The organism is Exiguobacterium sp. s192, from assembly GCF_018618795.1.
In the GTDB taxonomy this organism is placed as follows: domain Bacteria; phylum Bacillota; class Bacilli; order Exiguobacteriales; family Exiguobacteriaceae; genus Exiguobacterium_A; species Exiguobacterium_A undae.
Genome location: NZ_JACSMS010000002.1, coordinates 174,468 through 199,377, shown reverse-complemented (window position 1 = coordinate 199,377; position 24,910 = coordinate 174,468). Strand labels below are relative to the sequence as shown.

22 protein-coding genes are annotated in these 24,910 nt (G+C 46.6%); 5 read left to right on the top strand and 17 right to left on the bottom strand.

The window, feature by feature from the left end; translation table 11 throughout:
• The first annotated feature begins 110 nt into the window (after positions 1–110).
• Positions 111–1,112 (top strand): GGDEF domain-containing protein, encoded by a 1,002-nt coding sequence (locus KNP87_RS05920; RefSeq protein ID WP_214721124.1) that lies wholly within the window; start codon positions 111–113, stop codon positions 1,110–1,112.
• Between the two features lie 13 nt (positions 1,113–1,125).
• Here the strand turns inward: KNP87_RS05920 and KNP87_RS05915 are convergent, their stop codons facing one another.
• The 5 genes from KNP87_RS05915 to KNP87_RS05895 form a co-directional block, all read right to left on the bottom strand.
• Positions 1,126–2,970, bottom strand: coding sequence for a GGDEF domain-containing phosphodiesterase (locus KNP87_RS05915; RefSeq protein WP_214721123.1), 1,845 nt, complete (start codon positions 2,968–2,970; stop codon positions 1,126–1,128).
• A gap of 149 nt (positions 2,971–3,119) precedes the next feature.
• Complete coding sequence (locus KNP87_RS05910) at positions 3,120–4,571, bottom strand: NAD(P)H-hydrate dehydratase (protein WP_214721122.1); 1,452 nt, start codon at positions 4,569–4,571, stop codon at positions 3,120–3,122.
• 94 nt (positions 4,572–4,665) lie between these two features.
• On the bottom strand, positions 4,666–5,088 hold the full coding sequence (locus KNP87_RS05905; RefSeq protein ID WP_214721121.1) for a Fur family transcriptional regulator: 423 nt from the start codon (positions 5,086–5,088) through the stop codon (positions 4,666–4,668).
• The gene (locus KNP87_RS05900; RefSeq protein ID WP_026833613.1) at positions 5,060–5,929 is read right to left on the bottom strand and encodes a metal ABC transporter permease; all 870 of its coding nucleotides are present in this window, start codon (positions 5,927–5,929) and stop codon (positions 5,060–5,062) included. Before KNP87_RS05900 ends, KNP87_RS05905 begins: the two co-directional genes overlap by 29 nt.
• The gene (locus tag KNP87_RS05895; protein ID WP_026833614.1) at positions 5,926–6,693 is read right to left on the bottom strand and encodes a metal ABC transporter ATP-binding protein; all 768 of its coding nucleotides are present in this window, start codon (positions 6,691–6,693) and stop codon (positions 5,926–5,928) included. Before KNP87_RS05895 ends, KNP87_RS05900 begins: the two co-directional genes overlap by 4 nt.
• Positions 6,694–6,915: 222 nt before the next feature.
• Between KNP87_RS05895 and KNP87_RS05890 the strand changes: the two genes are divergently transcribed.
• From KNP87_RS05890 to KNP87_RS05880, 3 genes are all read left to right on the top strand, one after another.
• Positions 6,916–8,460 carry a Ppx/GppA family phosphatase gene (locus KNP87_RS05890; protein ID WP_214721120.1) on the top strand — a complete coding sequence of 515 codons (1,545 nt, stop codon included), beginning with the start codon at positions 6,916–6,918 and terminating at the stop codon, positions 8,458–8,460.
• Positions 8,457–10,616 carry an RNA degradosome polyphosphate kinase gene (locus tag KNP87_RS05885; protein ID WP_214721119.1) on the top strand — a complete coding sequence of 720 codons (2,160 nt, stop codon included), beginning with the start codon at positions 8,457–8,459 and terminating at the stop codon, positions 10,614–10,616. Before KNP87_RS05890 ends, KNP87_RS05885 begins: the two co-directional genes overlap by 4 nt.
• Positions 10,617–10,691: 75 nt before the next feature.
• Positions 10,692–10,865, top strand: a complete 174-nt coding sequence (locus KNP87_RS05880; protein WP_035387657.1) for a XapX domain-containing protein — start codon at positions 10,692–10,694, stop codon at positions 10,863–10,865.
• 126 nt (positions 10,866–10,991) lie between these two features.
• On the opposite strand, the gene KNP87_RS05875 is transcribed toward KNP87_RS05880, so the two are convergent.
• From KNP87_RS05875 to KNP87_RS05855, 5 genes are all read right to left on the bottom strand, one after another.
• Positions 10,992–11,603 carry a hypothetical protein gene (locus tag KNP87_RS05875; RefSeq protein ID WP_214721118.1) on the bottom strand — a complete coding sequence of 204 codons (612 nt, stop codon included), beginning with the start codon at positions 11,601–11,603 and terminating at the stop codon, positions 10,992–10,994.
• 20 nt (positions 11,604–11,623) lie between these two features.
• Complete coding sequence (locus KNP87_RS05870) at positions 11,624–12,523, bottom strand: deoxyribonuclease IV (protein ID WP_214721117.1); 900 nt, start codon at positions 12,521–12,523, stop codon at positions 11,624–11,626.
• A 144-nt stretch (positions 12,524–12,667) separates the two neighbouring features.
• Entirely contained in the window at positions 12,668–14,020 is a 1,353-nt protein-coding gene (locus KNP87_RS05865) for a DEAD/DEAH box helicase (RefSeq protein ID WP_026833619.1), read from the bottom strand.
• Positions 14,021–14,088: 68 nt separating this feature from the next.
• Positions 14,089–15,042, bottom strand: coding sequence for a sugar ABC transporter substrate-binding protein (locus KNP87_RS05860; RefSeq protein WP_214721116.1), 954 nt, complete (start codon positions 15,040–15,042; stop codon positions 14,089–14,091).
• Positions 15,039–16,802, bottom strand: a complete 1,764-nt coding sequence (locus KNP87_RS05855; RefSeq protein WP_028106791.1) for a sensor histidine kinase — start codon at positions 16,800–16,802, stop codon at positions 15,039–15,041. The genes KNP87_RS05860 and KNP87_RS05855 overlap by 4 nt, the downstream gene beginning before the upstream one ends.
• Before the next feature lie 145 nt (positions 16,803–16,947).
• Here KNP87_RS05855 and KNP87_RS05850 point away from each other — a divergent pair, with 145 nt between their 5' ends.
• Entirely contained in the window at positions 16,948–17,895 is a 948-nt protein-coding gene (locus KNP87_RS05850; protein WP_214721115.1) for a 4-hydroxy-3-methylbut-2-enyl diphosphate reductase, read from the top strand.
• Between the two features lie 49 nt (positions 17,896–17,944).
• Here the strand turns inward: KNP87_RS05850 and KNP87_RS05845 are convergent, their stop codons facing one another.
• The 7 genes from KNP87_RS05845 to ccpN form a co-directional block, all read right to left on the bottom strand.
• Positions 17,945–19,060 (bottom strand): Nif3-like dinuclear metal center hexameric protein, encoded by a 1,116-nt coding sequence (locus KNP87_RS05845; protein ID WP_214721114.1) that lies wholly within the window; start codon positions 19,058–19,060, stop codon positions 17,945–17,947.
• Entirely contained in the window at positions 19,060–19,776 is a 717-nt protein-coding gene (locus KNP87_RS05840) for a tRNA (adenine(22)-N(1))-methyltransferase (protein WP_214721113.1), read from the bottom strand. Before KNP87_RS05840 ends, KNP87_RS05845 begins: the two co-directional genes overlap by 1 nt.
• A gap of 129 nt (positions 19,777–19,905) precedes the next feature.
• Positions 19,906–20,247 (bottom strand): cytochrome c550, encoded by a 342-nt coding sequence (gene cccA / locus KNP87_RS05835; protein ID WP_026833625.1) that lies wholly within the window; start codon positions 20,245–20,247, stop codon positions 19,906–19,908.
• Positions 20,248–20,401: 154 nt separating this feature from the next.
• A complete protein-coding gene (gene rpoD / locus KNP87_RS05830; RefSeq protein ID WP_012369736.1) occupies positions 20,402–21,487 on the bottom strand; it encodes an RNA polymerase sigma factor RpoD in 1,086 nt (361 codons plus the stop codon).
• Between the two features lie 34 nt (positions 21,488–21,521).
• Entirely contained in the window at positions 21,522–23,315 is a 1,794-nt protein-coding gene (gene dnaG, locus KNP87_RS05825) for a DNA primase (RefSeq protein ID WP_028106794.1), read from the bottom strand.
• Positions 23,316–23,450: 135 nt separating this feature from the next.
• Positions 23,451–24,260, bottom strand: a complete 810-nt coding sequence (locus KNP87_RS05820) for a pyruvate, water dikinase regulatory protein (protein WP_026833627.1) — start codon at positions 24,258–24,260, stop codon at positions 23,451–23,453.
• A gap of 14 nt (positions 24,261–24,274) precedes the next feature.
• Positions 24,275–24,904 (bottom strand): transcriptional regulator CcpN, encoded by a 630-nt coding sequence (ccpN, locus tag KNP87_RS05815; RefSeq protein WP_026833628.1) that lies wholly within the window; start codon positions 24,902–24,904, stop codon positions 24,275–24,277.
• Between the last annotated feature and the right edge of the window lie 6 nt (positions 24,905–24,910).

Below are 24,910 nucleotides of genomic sequence, written 5' to 3'. Positions count from 1 at the left end.
TTTCTACATAGTGTTAAACGTGAAAGGATTTTTTTATGCTATCGACCCTTAACATCTTTTTTCTGAATATCTGTATCATTTTTTTAGTTCTGTCCGTAACATTTTACCTGATGCGGAACCGGCTCCCCATCCAACGTGATTCCAAATTCTCGACCCGTTTTTACTTTGGTTTAGCCAACGGCATGACAGGCATCTTACTGATTCATAACTCGATTTCCCTCAATGGCGCTTTTATTGACTTACGGTTATTGCCACTCGCCCTATCCGCTTTATACGGCGGACCAATCAGTATCGTCACGACGGGTCTTCTACTGATCGTCTACCGGATTATCCTCGACACAGGCGACTCGATGATTGCTTTGCAGAATTCCATCATTACGTTAGTCAGTTTCATCGTCCTTGTTTTGCTCTGTACACGGTTCATTAAACAAAAGGCGGCTTTATTTTCAGTCATCGTCACGATTGGCTCTCTGCTCGTTTTAGTTCGGATGTTGTTAAGTGAAGCAGAAAACAATGCGTGGCAATCGATTTATGTCCCGTACTTTTTAATCACGATTTTTGCTTCTCTTCTGTTTTACCGGTTGTCTGGTATGTTGCAGGAGCATTTTGTCCTGTACTCGTATCAATCCTACTTGGCTTCAACCGATCAATTGACGCGACTTGCCAATCGCCATGTCATCATGGATAAAGTAGCGGTTCTTGAGCAGGAGCAAGCGCCTTGGGGCGTCATCCTGTTTGATTTAGACCATTTCAAAGCCGTGAACGACCAATACGGGCATGCCGTCGGAGACGCCGTTTTACGCCACTTTTCTGTTTTGCTGACCCAAGAATGTCCGGACGACGTGACAGTCGGTCGATATGGCGGCGAGGAATTCATCGCCATTCTTCCGAACACATTTAAGGTTTCTCCTGTTCAATTGGCACAACAGATTGTTTCGACTGTGACGAAGACCCCTTTCGTTATGCAAGATCATGCCCTGTCCATCACCGTCTCAGCCGGTGTTGCCTTTGCTCGACGCCAATCGGCAAGTATCGTTTTTAAACAGGCTGATGCTGCCTTATATGAAGCAAAGAAGAAGGGACGAAATCAATTCCATCTGTATTCAAACTAAAGCGGAAGTGACGTTAATCCGTCACTTCCGCTTGTTTCATTTGCAGCAGGCAAATAATTTCTTCGAGGACAACAGGTTTTGCGAAAAAATAACCTTGGAATAAATGAATGCCGATATTTTTGGCAATCCGAACCTCTTCGTCCGTCTCGACACCTTCGACGATGCATTCAACATGCATCGATTGACTGAGTTGGAAAATCGATTCTAAGATCGATTGCCGTTTTTCCGATTCTTCAACTTGTTCGATAAATTGTTTTGGTACTTTTAACTGACGAAGCGGCAAGAGCCGTTCGAGGACGTGATACGAAGCATGCCCTGTCCCGAAATCATCCAGCGATACCGGAAAATCAAGGGTCTTGATGCGCCGTAATGCCCGCAGAATCGGCTGGCTCTCAAAATCGAGCGCTTGGCTTTCCGTAATTTCAATCTTAATTTGTTTTGGCTGCAAGGAATACTTCAGTAACATTCGTTCGATGAACGGCATGAATGAATCATGTGTCAGTTGGCGTGGCGAAACATTCACGGACAAACTGAAGTCATCCGGAACCAATCCGATCAGCCGTTTCCTCGTTTTACAGCCCTCTTCAAAAATCCATTCCCCGAGACGAATAATCAAATCGCTTTTTTCAGCAATCGGAATGAAAACAGTCGGACGTCCTGCACCCGGGATGGGACTGTTCCAACGCACAAGTGCTTCAAGACCAATAAATCGGTCCTGATCGGAATCGTACTGCAATTGATAAACGAGATAAAAATCATGATTGATGTCCGCTTGCGATAACGCTTGCGCCGCTTCCACCCGAAGCGCCTGTTCGGCTCTCCACTGTTCATTCAGACACATGACTTTTTCTGAATTCCGGACGCTTTCCGGAAGAGCGGATGTAATCTGTTGAATCCGTTTCGTCATACCGGACGGATGGACTGCCCCATCATCGATGACGATATATAAATTGACGTAAATCTGATGCCGGTCGACTTGGTAAGGAGCCGACATCTGTTGACTGAGTCGCTCCATCTCGTCTTGACAAGACACACCGGGTGGCTTTTCCATCACGACAACAAGCGTCCCGCCCTCGACACGAACCATCCCCAAATGCGGTGGCAACAAGGTTTTCAGGCGTTCGATACAATCAAATAACACCCGTTCTTGAATCTCATCGCCGAAATAACGCGCCAACTCATAATAATTTTCAAGGTGAACGCCAACTAACAACAGTTGTGGATGATACGGCTGGGCAAAACGTTCTTCCAGTCCACGCATATTCAGCAGTTGTGTTTGCAGATCATGACGGGCTGCGTCATGTAATTGATTGGCCAGTATTTGAAGACGATGGAGATGGCGAAGGTGAAGATGATTAATGATAAAGGCAATACAAATCGCAATCCCAATCATTCCAAGTCGGGCATAGTGATCGGTTGGATCAATTTCGACCGAAACCGTTTCCGATCGGAGCATGACATATCCATTTGTCGCAACGATGATGACGACGGCATACCACATCATGATCCTGTCATACGCAATCAAGGCAATCATTAAAAATAGAAAGCAACTTGCCCATACCGTAACCGCTGCGTACGGCAACAAACTAATGGACGTAACCGGAATGATCAGAAACATGACGGATAACAAATGCGATTGGTAACGGTTCGATAATCGACTGCGGCTGATTAAAAAGGTCATCAGACCAATGAGCACTAGTACGCTGACAATCGTTGATCGATTTAAATACGCATTTTGAATCGTTTCATCCGTCGTGATCCAAAAAATAAGTGCTCCTGCACTCATCAAAAAAAAGGCAAAGTTGCCAATCCACCGTTGCTGATTCTGAACGATTTTATCTACGGTCTTGATGGGCATCGGTCTCCTCCTTTCTGAATTGGATAATTGTCTTAACTTTTCGACATCACTTCATGATACTCCTGCCCTCCCATTCCTAGCAATTATTTCCTAAAAAAAGACATGACCCTTCATTTGTTCAAAGGAGACATGTCTGTTTATCTGTTACGTTATTTGATAAGATCATCATTTTCGACTTGACCCAGTTGTTCAATGACGTCCGTCGCGGTGATACTGCTCGGATGAATGCGTTGTTCCACGTGTTTGGACGCTTGCGCATACCAAGATACCCCCATGGCAATCAATTGCTCGAGCGGTACCTGTTTATAGTGTTTGCGTTGCCCGAGCAAACTCGTAATCAGACCGAACAACGTATCGCCACTGCCGCCTTTTGCCAATCCGCTTGACGCCCCGGCAATCACATAACCGCCGCCGTCTGGTTTGGCGATTAGGATTACATGCGCTTTTAAAACGACCGTCACTTGATGCAGCATCGCATAATCACTTGCCTGTTCAAATAAATCGTCTTGGACGGTCTGAATGGATTGATTCGTCATCCGTGCAAATTCACCGATGTGCGGCGTGACGACAATTGCCGCTTTCCGTTCCGGATAACGATTTAGGATCAAGGCGCCCGCATCCAGAACGACCGGGATGTCTTGGTCAAACAAAAGATCCAACCAGTCCGAGACAGAGTCCGAAGCTAAACCGGGTCCGATCCCAGCGACATCCACTTCTGTGATCATCTCTTGAATTGCCTCTGTCGTCTGATTGAGGACCATCGCTTCCGGAGCATTGACAATTAATCCGACTTGAGCCGTCGGAACCGTTGCGACCTGAAGTTTCCCGACGCCGGTTCGAAGAGCAGCACGTGCCGCCAGTTGAATCGAACCCGGCATGTGTTCGCTACCGCCAATCAACAACGCCGTGCCGTATGTTCCTTTATGACCGTATGCGTCACGGGTCAACAACGGGGCAATCGACTCGGAAAACAACTGCCATCCGCCAAAGGCCGGTAAGCCTAAATCAATCTTCTCCAATCGCCCAAAAAACGGAGCGGTCTTCAACAAAAAAGCAGACCGTTTAAAGGCATGGAGCGAAAACGTCACATCCGCTTTTATTCCCTGACCGGAAAACCCGATGGCATGATCGGTCGGAATGCCGCTCGGAATATCAACGGCATACAGCATTGCCCGTTGTTGTTGCTCACGCACCCAGTCAAACAAATCGGTCAGCGGTTTCGTCAGGCGGGATTGATCAAACCCTGTCCCAAACACAGCATCGACCATCACATCGTATTGGCCGCACACTGCCTCTGTCACCAGACCAAATTTTTCGGCATACCGTTGATGCAGCAAAGCAACCGGTGTTTTCGCCGCTCCAAACGGCGCATGTATCGTGACATCATAACCGTCGCGTATCAGTTCACGACCAATCACATAGCCGTCTCCCCCATTGTTGCCCGTCCCACAAAGGATTAAGATTCGTTCTTTCCTGTCGTGGTTGTTCATGATACGTTTAGCGATTTCACTCCCTGCCCGTTCCATCAACACTTCAAGCGGCAAGCCGGATGTTTTTGCCCACTCATCGATTTGCCTTGCTTCCTGTGCCTCATAAATCATCTTCATCACCTCTGTTCGTCTTATTCCCCTTTTAACTGGTTTCAAGCAAAAAAAGCCCTTTGAACGACCAAAGGACTTTCCAACATCACCTTAATTATTTTTGACAGGCTGCACAACGGCCGTAGATTTCAAATTTATGATCTTCGACTTCGAAGCCCGAATCTTTAATCGGAGCCACCCATTGCATCGGACAGGCGTCCAATGTTTCTGTTTTTCCACATGTCCGGCAAATCAGATGGTGGTGATGATGTCCCGATTGACACGCTGCCCGGTACTTCATTTCTCCATCCAATTCCGTTGTCTCTAAAATCTCGATTTCCGCAAAATCGTTTAAGTTCCGATAAATCGTATCGTAGCTGAGTGACGGGTGTGACAATCGCAATTCCTCTGCCACTTCCCGTGCGCTGACATACCGGTTGGCTTCAAAGAGATATGCCAGCAAATCCAGACGTTTTGGCGTCATTTTAAACCCGAATGCCTTCATCCGGTCACGCGCTTGTTCGATGTTTTTTTTCATGCGTTTTTCCTCCCATCCAAAACCGCTCGATGATCATAACGACAATCAGTTCCATCACCGCCAACATGACAATCATGCCGCCTGGTGCCAAATCAAACTGATATGCAAGAATCAAACCGGCAATCGTCGCCACTTCTCCAAAAACGATTGCATAAAAGATCGTCGCTTTAAAGCTTTTGGCGAACCGAAGGGCTGCCGCTACAGGCAACGTAATCAGACTTGAAACGAGTAAGATACCGACGACACGCATGCTGATCGCAATGACCAGAGCAACGACAATCATGAATAAAATATGGACCAGACGCAGGCGAATCCCGGAAACCCGGGCTTGTTCCTCGTCAAACGATAAAAAGAGCAACTCTTTATAAAACGCGATGACAAATAAAATGACGACGCCTGTCACGATGAAGATCGTATAGACATCCGTCAGCGTCACCGCTGAGACTGTCCCAAACAAAAACGAGACAAGATCCATCGAAAAACCGTTTGCGAGACTGATGAAAATTGCTCCAAGCCCCATTCCGGTCGCCATGATGATCGGAATCGCCAGTTCTTGAAAGTGTTTATATTTTGCCCGAAGCCAGTCAATTGTTAATGCCGCGATGACCGACGTCACGATTCCGAGATACAGGGGATTCAAGTCCGCGAGACTCGCGACCATCCCTGAAATCAACAGGCTGAGTGCAATTCCAGCCAGTGTGACGTGTGACAAAGCATCCGCAATCAGACTCATTCGGCGGACGACGACAAATGAACCGATCAACGGCGCCGTAAATCCAATTAATACTGCGGCCACAAGCGCGTACTGCAAAAACTTCAATGTCATGAATGCTTCAATCACTGGACAACCTCCCCTTGGTGGACAAGGACACGTCCCGGGACAGGATACAACGAACGAATCGTCTGTTCATCGAGTTCCCAATATTCCTTGATGCCGCAGTTACAACCGAGTCGTCCGTCAACCAAATGAATCACATCCGTCACGAGCTTACTGACGAAGTGAATATCATGTGTCACAAGAACGAAGGTCCGTTTTTTGTCACGCCGTAACTCTTCGAGAATTTCATAAAATTCCTTCACATACCGCTGATCCACCCCGACCGTCGGCTCATCCAGGATCATCAAATCCGGATCATTGACGAGCGCCCGTGCGATGAAGACACGTTGTTGCTGTCCACCGGATAAATCACCGACCTTTGAATCCCGGCGATCCCACATGCCGACGGTTTCAAGAGCGGTCTTGACCTTTTGCCGATCCTGCTTCGTCACACGGCGAAACAGTCCTTTTTTCGCATACAGTCCCATCTCGACGACTTCTGCGACCGTCACCGGAAATCCGGAGTTAAACGATGCTGCTTTTTGGGAAACATAGCTGATCCGCCACCAGTCACTGAATGCAGCTTGATCCTGCCCGAACAGTCGAATCGTCCCCTTCGGTTTGAGTAAACCAAGCATACATTTGATCAACGTCGATTTTCCGGATCCATTTTCTCCGACAATCGCCAGGAACTGACCTTGCTGGACCTCAAAGCTCACTTCATTTAAAACACGCCGATCCGGATAGTCATATGTCAGTTGTTTAATTTCGATAATTGGTTCAGTCATATCTAATCTCTCCTTCCGTCTCGTTTTAAAACGGAATAATTACGCCTTATCAACTGTCTTATTATAGCGCCCGCTCTATTCCGGTGCAACTGATGTAACTTTTTTGTGAAGGTACGGTTTTTGTGGAATGCACAAGGTACAATAAAAGGATACAAGCTGTCGTTTCCAGAACAGTCAATTCGGGAAAAGATGGACTGAGAAGTGAAAGGAGTCGGATTTCTTTTGAAAAACGAATTAGCAGTCATCGATATCGGATCCAACTCGATCCGGTACGTCATTTTCCACCCCATCGACTCCGGTCGCTATATTGAAAAAATTAATGTAAAAGTCGTCGCACGGCTATCTGCTCATATCGACGGAAATGGAGCACTCGATACAGTCGGTATTCGGCTGTTATGTGAGACGTTACGACGGTTTTATGAAATCGGTGTAACCCACCATGTCGAAGAAACGATTTGTGTCGCGACCGCTGCGATTCGGAATGCGAGTAACCGTCAGGAAATCATCCATGCCGTGGAACAAGAAACACCCTTTACGATGCGTGTCCTCTCTGATGAACAGGAAGCCTATTACGGCTATTTCGCCATCATCAATTCCACCTTCTTGACGGACGGGTATTCCGTCGATATCGGCGGTGGTTCGATGGAAGTGACTTTAATCGAAAATCGGGAGATGGTCGCTTACCACAGCTTCCCGTTTGGTGCTGTCACGCTGACGCGACAATTTCAGTCCGGCGAAACGATGACTTCCGGTGAACAAAAAAAGTTGACCAAATTTTTGCGGGAGCAGTTCGACGAAATTCCATGGCTTAAAAATAAAAAACTGCCGTTGATCGGTGTCGGTGGTTCAGCACGGAACTTCGTCCGGATTCATCAGTCGACGCTGGATTATCCGCTTCATGGGATTCATCAATATCAAGTCCGCTCAAAAGAATTAGGAAAATTGATTGACGAATTGGCCGATAAAGCGCCCAAACATCTGTTAAAAGTCGAAGGACTCTCAAAAGATCGGGTCGATATCTTTTTACCTGCTTTGATTGCGATTCATGAACTGGCAGTACATATTGAGGCGGATCAGTTCGTGATGAGTAATTATGGATTACGTGAAGGACTTGTCTATGAATACGATTTGCATGATCAGAACCAACGCCGCATCGAAAATGTCCGGGAGGAAAGTCTGTATCAACTCGAGAGTGACTATAAAGTCAATCGTGACCGGACGAATTACCTCGGTACAATCGCCAAATCGATTTACCGTCAGCTGATTACGCTCGATATCATCCCGGAACGGGCCGCAGACCTTCGTCTTCTTGATTCGGCCAGCCGCCTGCTCTACTGTGGTCAATATATCAATCCGGATACACGGTCGAATCAGACGTTTTATCTGTTAACGAATACGGACTTGAAAGGCATGACGCATAAAGATCGTCTGGCGTTGGCACTCGTCAGTTCCTACTCTTCTTCAAAACGGATGCAACAACTTTTGAAACCTTTCAAGGATTGGTTTACGGACAAGTCAATCGAACGGTTTGATTTACTCGGTTCCATTCTCAAGCTGACTGATGCACTTGATGTGACGGAACGACGTGCGGTTGACAGCGTTGAACTCGAATTGACAAAAGATCAAAAGGGCATTCGGATCATTCTCGACACCGGTGACCATGATTACGGATTTGAAGTCGAAAAAGCGGAAAAACAAAAAAAACATCTCGAACGCGTCATTGATCGTGCAATTCTTTTAGAAAATAAAGGAGGTACCCTTACATGAAGATTGATTCCCCTGAACATTTTAATAATCGAGAAATCAGCTGGTTACAATTTAACGAACGTGTACTGGGCGAAGTACTAGATAAACGAAATCCACTAATGGAACGCTTTAAGTTTTTAGGCATCTTCAGCTCGAACCTGGACGAGTTTTATATGGTCCGCGTCGGCGGACTCAAGGATGAGGTGTTAGCCGGATTCAATAAACCGGAAAATAAGCAAAACCTGACGCCGAAACAGCAGCTTCGTGCCATCGCCACCAAAACAAAAGAGTTGGTCGAACAACAGTACGAAGCTTTTAAAGAAGTGACCCAGGCCTTAAAGGCGGAAGGTGTCTCCTTTTTGAAACACGAAGAATTAAATGAGATGCAGGCCGAATACGTCAAAGCATTTTTCAGGGATCAGGTTTTCCCGGTTTTGACACCGGTTGCCGTCGATGCATACCGCCCCTTCCCAATGCTCTCGTCCAAGTCACTGAATATCGCCACTGCTCTTGAAGCGGATGATGGGTCCAAGCGAAATCTTGCACTTGTCCAAGTTCCGGCCGTTCTTCCGCGCTTCGTGGATTTACCGGTCGAGGACGAGGAAACGACGGCTGTCATCTTACTCGAAGATGTGATCATTTCTTTTATTGATTCGTTGTTTAAAGGATACCGTGTCTTGTCCGCCATGCCGTTTCGGATTACAAGAAATGCAGACTTGCCGTTCCACGAGGAAGGGACACATGATTTATTAAAACTGATTGAAAAAGAATTAAAGAAACGCCGTTGGGGTGTCGGCATTCGTCTTGAAATTCAGAAAAATGCCATCAACACGAATCTGCTCAACATGCTGCGGGACGTCCTCGATTTACAGGACCGGGATATTTACGCCGTTGATGGTCCAATCGATTTGACGTTTGCCTTTGCGTTTTACAGTCAGATTGGTGTCGAGTACGATCATTTGATTTATCAGACGATCATGCCGGTCGAACCGCCGGCACTGGAAAAATCGAAAAACCTGTTTGATCAGATTCTGCAACAGGATTATTTGTTACATCATCCGTACCATACGTTTGATCCGGTCGTCCGGTTAATCGTTCAAGCCGCCAATGATCCAAATGTCCTCGCCATCAAACAGACACTGTACCGTGTCTCGGGTGATTCTCCGATCATCAAAGCGTTGAAAACGGCTGCTGAGAATGGAAAGCAGGTCACTGTCCTTGTCGAATTGAAGGCGCGTTTTGATGAAGCGAAAAATATCGAGTGGGCCAAACAATTAGAAAAAGTCGGCGCCCACGTCATTTACGGTTACAGTGATTTAAAAACGCACTCGAAGATCACATTGATTGTCCGCCTACAGGAAGGTCGGATTCAACGCTTCGTCCATCTTGGGACCGGTAACTACAACGACTCCACCGCGAAACTGTATACGGATATCGGATTGTTGACGGCACGTGAACAGATTGCCGAAGACGCCACGAATTTCTTTAACTGGTTATCCGGCTACGGTGAACAACCGCAATGGAATGCGCTTCATACGTCCCCAAACTCGATGCTCGAGAAATTTTTGTCTTTGATTGACGACGAAATCAAGTACCATAAAAAACACGGTAATGGTCGAATCGTGGCGAAGATGAACAGCTTGACGGAAAAAGACATCATCTTAAAACTGTATCAGGCTTCACGTGCCGGTGTTCGGATTGAATTGATTGTGCGCGGCGTCTGTTGTCTTCGCCCACAAGTGAAAGGTGTTTCTGAAAATATCCGTGTCACCTCTGTCGTCGACCGTTACCTCGAGCATTCACGCATCTTCTATTTCCATCATAATGGGGATGAGCTGATTTACTGTTCGAGCGCGGACTGGATGACCCGTAATATGCGCAAACGAATCGAGATTCTCTTCCCGATCATCGATGAAGATCAGAAAAACTACATCAAGGATTGTTTGGCTCTGACGCTGGCCGACAACGTCAAAGCTCGGGAACAAGATGAAAACGGAGACTACCATTACGTCTCCAAAGGAAAACAGGCTTGTGAATCACAAATATTAATCCAACATTACACAAACGGAAAATTAAAGGCAAAACCTTCATTTGATCTTCCACTTGATCAAAAATGGATCCCGATGGAACGACCGGAAGAAAAGATTACATTTGATTCGACCGCTTCCAAAAAATAATCGTTGTTTAACGTCAGACATCTTCATATAATCAATGTGTAAGCGTTTTTTTATATGAAGAAAGGACTGGGCCTCATGTTACAACAAATCTTATTATCACTGTTAGCCGGTGTCATCTGTGGTGTCGTCTTTACTGCTCTTAAGTTACCGATCCCTGCCCCGCCTGTTTTTCCGGCCATCGTCGGGATTTTCGGTGTTTTCCTCGGGATGAAAGTATTTTTATTCGTCGCGGACCGTTGGCCGTTTTAATCATTAAACATCGACTTGTCCCACATAAAAAGCGTTTTTCTTCTCTCATCGGAGAAGAAAAACGCTTTTTAACTGTTCCTTTAATTTTTCAAAAAACTCGATCTTCCCTCTCATCTGATCCGTCTTTCAATCATCCGAGACCGCCGCAATATCTTGGATTTCCTGATACGCTTGATGTGCCAAACGGTGACAGGTAGGACAAAGCGTCTTAAAGTGTCCGTTATCCTCGTGCCATTCCAAGACAGATCGTTGTGTACTTCCGCATGCTTCGCATGACGCCATGAGTGGCGCCAAATGATTCCGTTCCCGAAACCGTTCAATCCGCCGTTTTTTAGCTTCCTCGGCGGTCGACACGTCTGTTTCGAAATGACCTGCTTGCCAGGCTTCCAGCAACCATTGCCTTGTTTTCGGATCCGTCTGGCCCGGCTTGATGTTCAAAGTAGGAAATCCGGATCCGAGTAACGGATGGCGTAAATCAACACTAATCAAATCCAAACAAGCATATGTGCGTTCTTGTTCGTCTGCCTCCACCAGCCAATGTGGATCAGCAGGACGCGTCGTGTATTCACTAAACAACACTTCCGCATATGCAACGATACCGTCTGCAGTCGCCAAAAAAACATCTTCTCCCTCTGCCAATTCCGCCGGTAAATAAAAGGGTTCTTTTGTTTCGTAGTACGCAACGACTGCTTGACGTAAAGCAAACTCAGATTCCTCGACGATTAGTAGATGACACACGCGACAGACACCTCTTCCGTTTAGATGGATGTACCAATCAGTGGTAGACGCCACTCGGCATCAAATTTCCCCGAGCGCAGCATCATGATCTCTTCTTTGTACGGTGCGACTTTCTTTTTTGGATCCAGACCGATATACGGCGTTTCAAGGATTTTAGGCAGGTGTGCCAAATCCTGGTGATGGACGATACGATGTAATGGATCAAATCCAATCTCACCAAAACCAATGTTTTCGTGACGGTCTTTTTTGGCACCTCGCACGTTTTTGGAATCATTGACATGAATGACACCTAACCGATCGATCCCGACGATTCGATCAAATCGTTCAAGAACACCATCTAGGTCATGAATCAAGTCGTATCCGGCGTCATGGACGTGACATGTATCCAGACAGACGGACAGACGATCATTGTGCGTGACGCCTGCAATGATTTCCGCAATCTCTTCAAATGTTTTTCCGATTTCTGATCCTTTCCCGGCCATCGTCTCGAGAGCAATCTTCACCTGTTCGTCTCCAGTCAAGACTTCATTGAGACCCTCGATGATTCGCTTGATTCCGACCTCTTCGCCGGCACCAACGTGGGCTCCCGGGTGAAGAACGATATGTTTCGCTTTTTCAAGTGCCTCTGCCCGACGGATTTCTTCTGCCAAAAACGACACTGCCAGCTCAAACGTTTCCGGTTTTGTCGTATTCCCTAAATTGATGATGTAAGGGGCATGCACCACGATTTCTTCAATTCCGTTTGCTTCCATGTGTAACAAAGCTTCCGGAATCCGTAAATCAGAAATTGGTTTTCGTCTTGTATTTTGAGGAGCACCTGTGTAGACCATCATGGTCGTTGCTCCATAGGACGCTGCTTCTTCACTTGCACCAAGCAACATCTTTTTCCCTGAAAGTGACACATGTGAACCGATTTTCATTGTAAATTCCACCCTTCTTCTGTTCTTAGTGTACCAAATGCCGAAAAAAACAAGAACCTTTAGCCATCTAAAAAAAAACAAAGCCCACGATGTTCTCGTGAACTTTGCTGAAACGAATCATCCTCAACACACGTTGCGGATGAATTATTTTGATTTACTTGCGTTGGCTTTACGTTCGGCGCGACCGATTCCGCGTTGTTCTTTAATGCGTTCACGTTTCGCCGTTTCTTTTAATTTGTATTGGTGTTTCTTTTTGTAACCTGGTTTAACACGTTTTTTAGCTTTTGCTGCTTCCCCAGATAAACGGCTGTGTGCTGTTTTTGAAACAGCGGTCTTCATGTGTGGTTTCGCACGGCGACGTTCTTTCACTTCGCTGACTTGACCACTCTTGACATCAACGTTCGTAAATTCGATACCACGGTCTTCAAGACGGTTGATCGAACCATTCTCATGATCTTCGAACAATGTGTACGCCAAGCCATCTTGGTCAACACGACCGGTCCGACCGACACGGTGGACATAGAAGTCAAGATCTTTTGGAATACCATGGTTGATGACGTGTGAGACGCCTGAGATATCAATTCCGCGTGCCGCAAGATCCGTTACGATGACATACTGGTATTTCGCTTCATTGATTTCTTTAATGGCTTGTTTCCGACGACGGGCCGGCAGGTCACCGTGAAGTGAACCGACGTTGAGTCCCGCTTCCAAGAAGAGAGCTTCAAGTTCGATTGCTTCTGTTTTCGTATTCGTGAAAACGAGACAGATATACGGGTTAAGAGCTTTCGCCAGTTTTAACGCCAAATCCGAACGATCCCGGTGTTTGACAGGAACTGTGTGATGGACGATTTTCTTAGCGGTCTGCTGTTTCGGATCCACATGGGCATAACGTGGATTGTTCATATACTTTTTCAAGAACGGTTGCAGTTTTTCTGGAATCGTCGCAGAGAAGACCATCATCTGTAACTTCTCCGGTAATGCTTGGGCAATCCGGTCGACTTCCGGTAAGAATCCCATATCAAGCATCTGATCCGCTTCATCGATGACGTAATGTTTGACGAAGTGTGGTTTCAACGCTTGTTCTTTAAACAGATCCAAGATCCGTCCCGGTGTTCCGATGACGATTTGCGGCGAAACTTTGACACGTCCGATTTGACGCTCGCGGTCCATACCACCTGTAATCAGACTCGTCTTGATATAGTCCGGTTGTTTGACGAGGATCGACTTTAACTCCTCGTGAATCTGCCAAGCCAGTTCACGTGTCGGAGCAACGATGATGGCTTGCATCTCTTGTGATTCCGGGTTGATGTTTTGAACGATCGGCAAAAGGAACGATAACGTTTTTCCTGTTCCGGTTTGTGATTGTCCGATGATATCCCGCCCTTTGAGCGCTGCCGGAATGATCCGGGATTGAATATCGGTTGGTTTTTTAATACGTGCGTCTTCGAGTGCTTCGACGACGAACGGGTGCAAATCGAAATGGGTAAATCCATTCATATTTGTCACCATCCTTTCTCTTTCTTTAACAATTAAAGGCGAATCGTCCGCCTTCACCATCTATTTCTTCAGTTCAACATGGGTATTGGTCTACTACCGTCATACAAATATGAATACGTATAGAAACGATCGGGAATTTTTTTGTTTTTCGTATGAAGCTTCAACGCGCTGAAGGCAACTTTCATCATCTCTTCAGCGGACTGGACGACTGTCGCGTCCATCGATTTCATGTCAACAGCTTCTAATATAGCACGATTCCCGTCAATGCCGACAACTATTTTTCCGGAAATCTCTGCTTTTTTCAATGCTTCGAGTACTCCCATCGCAATATCGTCATTGTGACAGTAGACCGCATCAAACTCGATTCCGGATTCAATCAATTGACGCATGACACGCTCGGATGTGACCGGATCGTAGTTTCCACTGGCTGAATTCACAATGGACAACCCCGGCTCACTTTTGATTCCTTCCAAGAACCCACGGTGGCGTTCATTGGTCGTATAGACATTCGCCGTCCCTGTGATTTCAATGATTTTTCCCGTAGATTGACCGGTTCGCTTAATGAATTCGTTTTTCATATAAGAGGCCAATTGTTCACCAATCACTTGATTGTTGGATGTAATCGAACTGACGACGGCATCCGACCGAATCATCCGGTCAATGGCAAACACCGGGATGCCCGCTCTTTTGGCTTCTTCGATTGCACTACCAATGTAGACATCATCTAACGTCGTAATAAAAATCGCATCCACCTGCAGTTCAATGAATTCGCGGATTTGTTCTCGTTCACTAATCCGTGAATTTTGTGACGTCGCTACGACCGCCTCATATTTATTCGCTTTTGCTTCCGCTTTGAAAGCGTTGATGAGACGCTGCGCAAACTCATGTTTATCGTTGACGATTGTAAAACCGACGACATCCCGTTTTGGACTCGCTTCTTTTTGGACGAACATGTTCGAGATCAGCAAGACGGACGAGATCCAAATGATTAACACAAGCAACCAGGATTTATTGAATCTCATTCCTGTGCCTCCCGTCTCGGGAAGAACAGTTGAACGGTCGTCCCGACGCCGACTTTACTGTCGACCTCGAGTCTTCCATTATGTTGCCAGACGATTTGACTCGACATGAACAGACCAAGACCGTTTCCGTTGATTTTCGAGGTCTTGAACGCTTGACCGATTTGACTGATTTGTTCCGCATCCATCCCTACTCCGTTATCTTGGATGATGAAGACGAATTGATCCGGATACACATGGAGATGAACGTGGCAAATTCCGTCCGGTCCTTTGGATTCAACGGCTTCGAGTGCATTCCCGATGCAGTTCGACAGGACTTGCAACAATCCGTTTTCAGAAGCATACAACGTCGGCATATGAGCCGGTGTATAGATTTTACAATCTGCTTCATACGGATGTGATTTTGACTCGAGAATGAACGTCAGTTTCTCCATCATTTTTTTGACGTCGACTTGTCCCATCACTAGTGACGCGTTGTCGTTTTTCGACAAATCAAGCATCGTCTGAATTAATTGATTGGCCCGGTCTAATTCCGATAAGGCGATATGCATCATATCCGGATTATTTTGTTTGTCCTCTGATAAAAGCTGCAACGCCATCTTGACCGGTGTCAACGGATTTCGAATTTCGTGGGCAATGCCGGCTGCCAGTTGTCCGAGCGATGCCAACTTCTCTTGGTGTAAGATGACTTGCTGTTGGCTCAACTGTTCGACCCGGGCGTTCTCCATCCGCTGTGCGTACTCATTATAGGCGGAGACAAGTGTCTTGACTTCGTTCGAACCGGAACGTTCCAGCGTAATCGGTTGTGGTGTCGTACTTTTCTCAATCTTTTGTACTAACTCAAGTAACGGTGCCGTCAATTGACGTGACATCAAATAGCCGACAATCAGACTCAAGACGAGGGTCAACGCGGCGATGACCAAATATTGCTGACGCGTCGTATAGACGGGTTCGTAAAATACGCTTCGCGGCGTCCGAACCAATACTTTCCAGTCGGTTACCTTTAAATCTTGTGCAAAGTAGTACATGTCTTTGTTTGTACTAAAAATTTCGTTTGGCTTTGTACTTCGGAAGGCACGATCGACGACACTTTGGCTCAACAGCCTTTCTTGATCGGTCACAAGGTTTCTTGAAGTGGCAAGCGGCTCGCCTTGGCTGTTAAAAAGATAGGCCATCGTATCATCATCAAACGATTCCAGAGAATTTCGGAAGACCACTGAATTCATCAAACTCAATCCGCCACCGAATACGCCGACACGTTCATTGCCGTTTCGAACGGATACGAACATATAGGTCAGGTAATCACTTTCTAACGGATAACGCTTACTCATATGAAAATCCGTACTCGTCAATGCTTGAAGGAACGAATCATCTTCCCGGATCGCGCCGTCCTTTATTCGCCGGTCCTCACTCGAGAACCAAGTGATTTTGTCGGTTTTACGATCATAGTAAAAGAAGCTTTTAAATCCGGTATCGATATCCAGTAAGTTGCTGTCCCGGATCGCTTGTTCGAGATTGTTCATATTGGTGACATTTAATTGAAGACCCATGATTTTCTCGTGCAGGTTTCCCACACTGTCACGCAGGGCATTGCTCGAGACCTCAACACTTTTTTCACTCTGCTTTTCTGTCTGTTGTTCTACCCGTGAAATCGTTACCCGATCCGCCGTGAAGGCCAGTGCCGAGATGACAAGACAAATAAGAATGAATAATACAGCCGTGATTTGGAAAAAATAGGACCGCATCATCTTTTTCGTCTCCATCTTTCCGCCCCCTTCCCCGTTCATTTTCAACCCAATTAGTATATCATGTTCTTACGTACGAACAGACTCCTCTGTTTTCATTCACCTTCAATCAATGGTACACTCTAAATAATCATTCTTTCTATACTAAAGGAGAATCTAGACTATGCTTGTAAAAAAAATCAGTCCTCGCGGATATTGTTACGGTGTCGTGGATGCCATGAAACTCGCTCAACAAGCGGCAATGAATGACAGTTTACCGCGACCTATTCATATTTTGGGTATGATTGTCCACAATGCTCACGTCACACGTGAATTCGAACGGATGGGTGTATTAACCGTTGACGGTCCGGACCGTCTTGAAGCATTGGAAACGATTAAAGAAGGTACGGTCATCTTCACCGCTCACGGTATTTCTCCTGCAGTTTATGCACGAGCTGCCGAAAAAAACTTGACGGTCGTCGATGCGACTTGTCCTGATGTTACACGGACACACGACTTGATTCGGACTGTCGTCGCCGACGATTACGAAGTCATCTATGTCGGCAAACATGGTCACCCTGAACCGGAGGGAGCCGTTGGGGTTGCGCCTGAACACGTCCACCTCATCGAAAAAGTCGAAGATATTGATGCGTTGCCTGCCCATCTGGCAACTAAAAAAATTATCGTCACCAATCAGACGACGATGAGCCAATGGGATGTCCAAGCATTGATGGGACACGTTCGTGAAAAATATCCGCACGTCGAAGTGCATAATGAAATTTGTAATGCGACACAAGTCCGTCAGGAAGCCGTCGCTGAACAGGCCGGTGATTGTGATTTGGTCATCGTCGTCGGTGATCCGCGTTCGAATAACTCAAACCGTTTGGCGCAAGTGTCGTTCGATATCGCTGAGACGCCGGCTCACCGGATTGGTGACTTGACTGAACTTGATTTATCTTGGCTCGAAGGGGTTCAGCATGTGGGTGTAACATCTGGTGCTTCAACACCAACGCCAATCACTAAAAAAGTCATTGATTTCTTACAGCAGTATGATCCAACTGATATCAGCACACATGATAAGACACCATTCCTTGAATTGCGTCGGATTTTACCGAAAGTAAAAATTCTCTAAACCAGAATGAAACGATTCCCAACCGTCCAGTCCGGTGGGAATCGTTTTTTTATAAGAATTGAAACGGATTCGTGTTGGTCGTCGACACGATCAGTTCTACGCCGCGGATATTCTGTTTCGTAAACCGTTCTGTCAGGAGATTCACGACTCCTTGTTTCATGACCGATTCGACGTGATGCCCCGGATCAATCACAGCAAGCCCCAGTGCCATTGCATCGTGGGCGACATGGAAATATAGATCTCCCGTCACCAAGACATCAGCCCCCGCAAATGCAGCCGTTGATATATATTTATTCCCATCCCCACCTAATACGGCAATCTTACGGACCAGTCGGTTTTCATCCCCGACAAAACGTAAGTTCTCAACAGCGAAGGCTGTCCGGACGTGTTCGGCAAATGCTTTCAACGGCATCGCTTCTTCAAGAGATCCAATCCGTCCGAGACCAAGTGGTGGTGCCGTAATTTCTTGGCGAATCAAATCATACGCGACCTCTTCATACGGATGCACCTTTTTCATTGCCCGAATGACTTGCTTGTGATTAAGTTCCGTGACGACGGTTTCAATCCGGACTTCATTAACCCGCTCGATTTGACCCGTTTGTCCGACATATGGTTTGGCTCCTGTCGCTGCCTTGAACTGTCCTGTCCCCGCACTGTGAAACTGACAGTCGCTGTATGCGCCGATATGCCCTGCTCCTGCTCGTCCAAGTGCATCAGACACCCGTTCAACGGCTTCTTCCGGAACGAAGACAGCGAGTTTGTAAACCGTATTCTCGAAAGAAGGAACCAATACACGGGTATCGGTCAGACCGAGGGCGTCCGCCATCAAATCGTTTACGCCCCCTTCTGCCACATCGAGATTCGTATGGGCCGCATAAACGGCAATCTCATGTTTGATACATTTCATGACGATCCGCCCTGCCGCGGATTGGTCATTGACTTGGGCTAACTTACTAAAAATCGGCGGATGGTGCGCGATGATCAAATCAACCTTTTTTTCGATTGCTTCGTCGACGACCGATTCCAAAACATCCAGGGTGACCAGAACACGTTTGACGTCCTTGTTGAGTGTCCCAATCTGCAAGCCGATCGGATCCCCCTCAAAGGCAAACTTTTTAGGGGCAAACGACTCGAACTGTTCGATGATTTGCTGTCCGTTTGCCATCAGTGTGTCACCTCTTCCATTTTCTGAATCAACTGCTCGATTTTCACGATTTTTTCCTGCAGCCGATCCGATTCCGTCCCTTGACGCATCTGTTCTAAAATATACTTGCGCTTTTGTTGTTCCGCTTGCCATTTTTCAACAAAGGCAGGGGCTTTTTCACGCATTAATTGTGGACCAAAGTACAATTCCCATTCCCGCTGCTCTGAATCATCCGCATATACGGATTCCTCACCTTTTTGGGCGACCAGGATTTCATAGATTTTTTCATTTTCTTTGACGATCGCTTCCGACAAGAGGGCGTATCCATTTGCGAGCAGCCATTTCCGGACATCCACCGCATCGACGTTTGGTTGAAGAATCAATCGTTCTTCTCCCGATAAATTGACTTTTCCTTCTTCGAGAATCGTCGCAATCAATGTGCCGCCCATTCCGGCAATCGTAATCGCCGTTGCTTCCCCCGGCGTCAAGACGGTCAGACCACTCCCGAGACGGACATCAATCTTGTCCTCGAGTTGAACTAACGCGACCTGTGCTTGGGCTGCTTCCATCGGTCCGACGTTCACTTCCCCGGCAATCGCCTTCTCGATGAGGTTTTGTTGCAGACAATAACACGGGACAAATGCATGATCGGATCCAATATCCGCCAGCACCGCTCCTTGTGGAATATAAGACACGACTTTTTTTAAGCGTTGATCAAGTATGACATTTGTTTGCATCTGATTCATCCTTCCTCTATTCACTCTCTTTTTAAAATAGCGGACTTGGCGAGAAAAAGAAACCGTCGTTCCCATTAAAACCGTCACAAAAAAACACCCATCTCGGAGAAGAGACGGATGTTGATTGACTTATTTCTTTTCAGCAAGCCATTTCGCTAACACAGTGGCTTCTTCGTCATTCGCAAGACCGCCAGGCATTTGCCCTTTACCGTTGATTGCGATTTCTTTAATTTCTTCTTCTTTCAGCTTCGCGCCGACTTTTGTTAAGTTCGGACCTGCTCCACCTTCAAGATTTCCACCGTGACATCCTGTACATCCTTTTGATGCAAATAGATCTTCCGGCTTCATTTCAGCTGTTGATGGACCTTTTTCAGCTTCTTTTACCTGATCGACCCCAAAGTATGACAATGAAATCATGGCGATGATGGCGATGATCGCAATCGCTGCGAACGGTACTAATGGATTACGCATTTGGATTCCCCCCCATATTCTATACCCAACCAAGTTGGTGACTGAATGGTATTCCCCGTTACTATTCTACTGTAAAAAAAACAGAGAAGGAAGAAAAAAACAAAACTTTTTCTCCCTTCTCACTAAAATTTCATATTTTCTTCACACTTTAAAATTAATCGAGGAAATCTTTCAGGCGTTTTGAACGACTCGGGTGACGCAATTTCCGTAATGCTTTCGCTTCAATCTGACGAATCCGCTCACGGGTGACACCAAATACTTTCCCGACTTCTTCAAGCGTCCGCGTCCGACCGTCATCCAAGCCGAAGCGGAGACGCAAGACGTTTTCTTCCCGATCGGTTAACGTATCGAGTACGTCCTCCAACTGTTCTTTTAACAACTCATAGGCTGCGGCATCTTGAGGAGCCGTCGCATCTTGGTCTTCGATGAAATCACCGAGGTGTGAATCATCCTCTTCTCCGATCGGTGTTTCAAGCGAGACCGGTTCTTGTGCAATCTTGAGGATTTCACGCACTTTTTCCGGCGTGATTTCCATCTCTTTTGAAATCTCTTCCGGTGTCGGCTCACGTCCTAAATCTTGCAACAATTGACGCTGGACCCGAATCAATTTATTGATTGTTTCGACCATATGAACCGGAATCCGGATCGTCCGCGCTTGGTCGGCAATGGCACGTGTAATCGCCTGACGAATCCACCACGTGGCGTACGTCGAGAATTTGTATCCTTTTGTATAATCAAACTTTTCAACTGCTTTGATCAGTCCCATGTTTCCTTCTTGAATCAAATCAAGGAACAACATCCCCCGACCGACATACCGTTTAGCAATCGAAACGACAAGACGCAAGTTCGCCTCAGCCAGACGTTTTTTAGCTTCTTCATCGTTTTGTTCGATCCGTTTTGCGAGCTCGACCTCATCTTCTGCATTCAACAAGTCGACGCGACCAATCTCTTTCAAGTACATCCGGACCGGATCGTTGATTTTGACACCCGGCGGTACGGATAAATCATTGAGATCGGCTTCTTCCTTGTCGTCACCGGTCCCATCGTTATTGACCTTGATGCCTTCTGTTTCAAGCAATTGAAGAAATTCTTCGAACTGTTGCGCATCCATCGATTCGAACGAACTGAGTTTGTCCTCGATTTTTTGGTGCGATAGTTCACCATTCTTGTGTCCGAGCGCGATTAGTTCATCCTTCGCGAGACGGAGTATTTCAGCTTCTGATCTTGCTTTTTCTGCCATCGAACCATACACTCCTTCCACATCATGCAGCAGGTCACCGATCTTTCAAACGCCGTTTCCGTTCGATGATCGCCTGCATTAGTTCCGCTTGAGCGCGGATATCTGTTTGTTGACTCAACTGCGACTTTTCTTCGTCCAGCGTCCGTCGTTGCCGTTCGTTTTGAACAGAACGAATATAGTGACTCAATAAATCCGGATCATATTCCGGCATTAGCATGAACTCTAGATCCGCTACGATTCGCTGAAGTGAAGCATCCTGAAGCATCGTTAGAAATCGGTCCGGATCCGCTGGGGTATCTGTTCCGTAAAATTCATATAGTTTACCTGCAATCAATTGATGCGCCGGATCATTGAACTCAACACCCAATTGATCCCGTACTTCAAGTCCCACTTCCTCCGACCGAATCATATAGGCCAGTAAAAAACGTTCTGCTTTTTTCCAGTTCGAAAATGTTCGATCTTGTGCAGAAGAAGTGACTGTTTGTGTTTCTTGCCGTCGTTCTGGTTTCGGTTGAGCATGTTGCGTCGGCAACGGTTTAACTTGTGACAATAACGATTCTTTCGACAAATGAAACTCTTCCGCCAGTTTCCCTAGATAGATATCACGTAACAACGGATTGGTCGTACGACCAATCTCCTCAAGCATAGTTTCAATATAACGAACCCGTTCTCCTTCTAATCGGAGATTTTTTCCTTGCCGAAAATAAAAAGATTTAAATTCAAGGCCTGAAATTCGTTCTTGTTCCACCAGACGAAGAAAGGTTTCTTCTGACTGGGTCCCGATGAAAGAATCGGGATCTTCGCCATCCGGCAATCGAATTACGGAACAATCGACCGCAACGTCTTCTAATAAGCGTAGTGCTTTTAATGTCGCTGCGCGTCCCGCTTTGTCTCCGTCATAACATACAATGACTTCATCGACGATCCGTGCCAGATTTTGCGCATGAACAGGAGTTAAGGCCGTTCCTAAAGAAGCTACCGTATAGGGTATACCCGCTTGAGCGACACGTACAACATCTAAATTTCCTTCCACCAACACGACCTGTTTACTTTTACGCATGGCACCTCGTGCCTGCGCAAAACCAAACAACAGCTCACTTTTATTAAAAAGCGGTGTTTCAGCCGTGTTGACGTACTTCGGGTCTCTCCCGTCAATGGAACGTCCACTGAATCCAATAATCGTGCCATCACGATCTGAAATCGGAAAAACCACTCTGCCGTTAAAACGATCGCGATAATCGCCATCCCGTCCGACAGAAATCAGCCCAGCTTCCACCATCTCGTCAAGATCAAAATTTCTTCGCGCTAAAGAATCCACCGTAAACCGTTCTTGATCAGGTGCATATCCCAACTTGAATTCTCGCATGGCCGACTCTTGAATTCCCCGCTGTTCGAGGTATTCCCGTCCGCTATCACCTGCTGCCGTCTGTAACATGACTTCATGATATAAATCTGCCACGATCCGGTGCGCTTCACGCATCCGATATTTTTTTTCTTGATCCGGCGTGGACTCGGTTTGATCCGATCGTTCAAACTCCGGCAGCTTGATATCCGTCCGATCCGCCAGTTTGACGACCGCTTCCGGAAAACTCATCCCTTCCGTTTCCATAACGAAGGTAATGGCGTTCCCCCCCGCTCCACAACCAAAACAATAATACATGCCTTTGTCCGGAGAAACAGAAAAAGAAGGGGATTTTTCAGAATGGAAAGGACATAACCCTGAATAACGATTCCCTTGTTTTTTTAATTCTACACGTTCTGATATCAATTCAACGATATCCGTTGCTTGTCGAACTTGATCCACCAATTCGTCAGGAAGCCGTTTCAATCGGTCACCTCTCCTTTCGAACGTTTATATACATATACCCGCAATGAAACGGAACGAATACTCGTTCCGTTTCATTAGAAAAGTTGCATCATCTCAAATCAGCTAGATTAGTATACTACGCGAAACAGGACTTTACTAGTCATGTGATTTGCCGGAAATTCCGGTCAAGATCAAATTGGCTGTTTCCTCAACGGCTTTGTTCGTCACATCGATGATTTGACACCCAATCCGTTCGTACAGTTTTTTCGCATAATCAAGTTCACGATTGATGCGATCGATTTGTGCATATGCGGCTTCTGGCTTCAGTCCCAGCGAACGGAGACGCTCCATCCGGATATCGATCAACTTTTCCGGGGAAATCAATAAACCAAAACACTTTTCTTTTGGGATATCAAACAGTTCTTCCGGCGGAACCGACTCAGGAACAAGCGGGACGTTGGCTACTTTGTAACGCTTTAACGCCAAGTATTGGGAAAGAGGTGTTTTCGACGTCCGTGAGACACCGATCAATACGATGTCAGCCCGCTTGATGCCGCGTGGATCACGCCCGTCATCGTATTTCACGGCAAATTCGACGGCCTCGATTTTCCGGAAGTATTCTTCATCCAATCGATAGATCAAACCGGGTTCTTCTTTTGGTTGCAGGCCAAGACGTCCTTCCATCGTATCCAAAAGTGGACCTAACAGATCAATCGCCTTGACATCATGAGCCTGCGCCGTCTCAGCAAGAAGGCGGCGATGTGTGGCATGAACGATCGTGTAGACGATGGTCGCCTGCTCTTCCTTCGCATGCAATACCAGATCATAGATGACTTGATCGTCATCGACAAACGGAATCCGGACGGTTTCGATTGCCTGCTCCGGAAACTGAATCGCCGCTGCCCGAACGACTAATTCACAGGTCTCCCCGACCGAGTCACTGACTACATAAATACGTTGTCTCATCTGCGAACCCCCTCTTAAAGTTCTTCATCTCGTGCTAGTGCGACCAATACTTTTGTCATGTTCGTCTTCGTCATCCGACCGACGACCTTCAAGACACCATCCACTTGTTCGACGACCGGCATCGAATCAATCTGCTTTTCGATCAGTTTCATCCCGGCTCCGATCAACGTTTCCGTCTTCTCACAGACTGTCAAATTCGGCATCCGGGTCATGATGATATTGACCGGCAACGAATCGAGTTCTTGGTTGCCGATTGCGGCGCGCAAAAAGTCCTTTCGTGACAGCACTCCTACGAGCGCATGATCTTTTCCGACAACAAACAATGAACCGACATCTTCAAGAAACAGATGGACGATTGCATCATACACCGTCATGCCTTCGTGAATGACTTTTGCGGAAGACATGAACTCGCCGACGGTCAACGTATCCAGTTTTTCATGGAGCATCGAGGCATTTTTTTTACCGACGTACATATAACCGACGCGTGGACGTGCCTCAAGCATTCCTGTCATCGTCAAAATCGATAAGTCCGGACGCAATGTCGCCCGCGTCAAGGAGAGTTCAGATGCAATCTGCTCTCCTGTGATCGGACCATTCTCTTTAACGATTTGGAGTATTTTTTTCTGCCGTTCATTTAACTTCATCGGCTC

Bases quoted from the DNA above. Each gene is read 5' to 3' on its own strand.
- KNP87_RS05920 (WP_214721124.1), top strand. From the start codon at position 111: ATGCGGAACCGGCTCCCCATCCAACGTGATTCCAAATTCTCGACCCGT.
- KNP87_RS05915 (WP_214721123.1), bottom strand. From the start codon at position 2,970: ATGCCCATCAAGACCGTAGATAAAATCGTTCAGAATCAGCAACGGTGG.
- KNP87_RS05910 (WP_214721122.1), bottom strand. From the start codon at position 4,571: ATGATTTATGAGGCACAGGAAGCAAGGCAAATCGATGAGTGGGCAAAA.
- KNP87_RS05905 (WP_214721121.1), bottom strand. From the start codon at position 5,088: ATGAAAAAAAACATCGAACAAGCGCGTGACCGGATGAAGGCATTCGGG.
- KNP87_RS05895 (WP_026833614.1), bottom strand. From the start codon at position 6,693: ATGACTGAACCAATTATCGAAATTAAACAACTGACATATGACTATCCG.
- KNP87_RS05885 (WP_214721119.1), top strand. From the start codon at position 8,457: ATGAAGATTGATTCCCCTGAACATTTTAATAATCGAGAAATCAGCTGG.
- KNP87_RS05880 (WP_035387657.1), top strand. From the start codon at position 10,692: ATGTTACAACAAATCTTATTATCACTGTTAGCCGGTGTCATCTGTGGT.
- KNP87_RS05870 (WP_214721117.1), bottom strand. From the start codon at position 12,523: ATGAAAATCGGTTCACATGTGTCACTTTCAGGGAAAAAGATGTTGCTT.
- KNP87_RS05865 (WP_026833619.1), bottom strand. From the start codon at position 14,020: ATGAATGGATTTACCCATTTCGATTTGCACCCGTTCGTCGTCGAAGCA.
- KNP87_RS05860 (WP_214721116.1), bottom strand. From the start codon at position 15,042: ATGAGATTCAATAAATCCTGGTTGCTTGTGTTAATCATTTGGATCTCG.
- KNP87_RS05855 (WP_028106791.1), bottom strand. From the start codon at position 16,802: ATGGAGACGAAAAAGATGATGCGGTCCTATTTTTTCCAAATCACGGCT.
- KNP87_RS05850 (WP_214721115.1), top strand. From the start codon at position 16,948: ATGCTTGTAAAAAAAATCAGTCCTCGCGGATATTGTTACGGTGTCGTG.
- KNP87_RS05845 (WP_214721114.1), bottom strand. From the start codon at position 19,060: ATGGCAAACGGACAGCAAATCATCGAACAGTTCGAGTCGTTTGCCCCT.
- KNP87_RS05840 (WP_214721113.1), bottom strand. From the start codon at position 19,776: ATGCAAACAAATGTCATACTTGATCAACGCTTAAAAAAAGTCGTGTCT.
- cccA (WP_026833625.1), bottom strand. From the start codon at position 20,247: ATGCGTAATCCATTAGTACCGTTCGCAGCGATTGCGATCATCGCCATC.
- rpoD (WP_012369736.1), bottom strand. From the start codon at position 21,487: ATGGCAGAAAAAGCAAGATCAGAAGCTGAAATACTCCGTCTCGCGAAG.
- KNP87_RS05820 (WP_026833627.1), bottom strand. From the start codon at position 24,260: ATGAGACAACGTATTTATGTAGTCAGTGACTCGGTCGGGGAGACCTGT.
- ccpN (WP_026833628.1), bottom strand. From the start codon at position 24,904: ATGAAGTTAAATGAACGGCAGAAAAAAATACTCCAAATCGTTAAAGAG.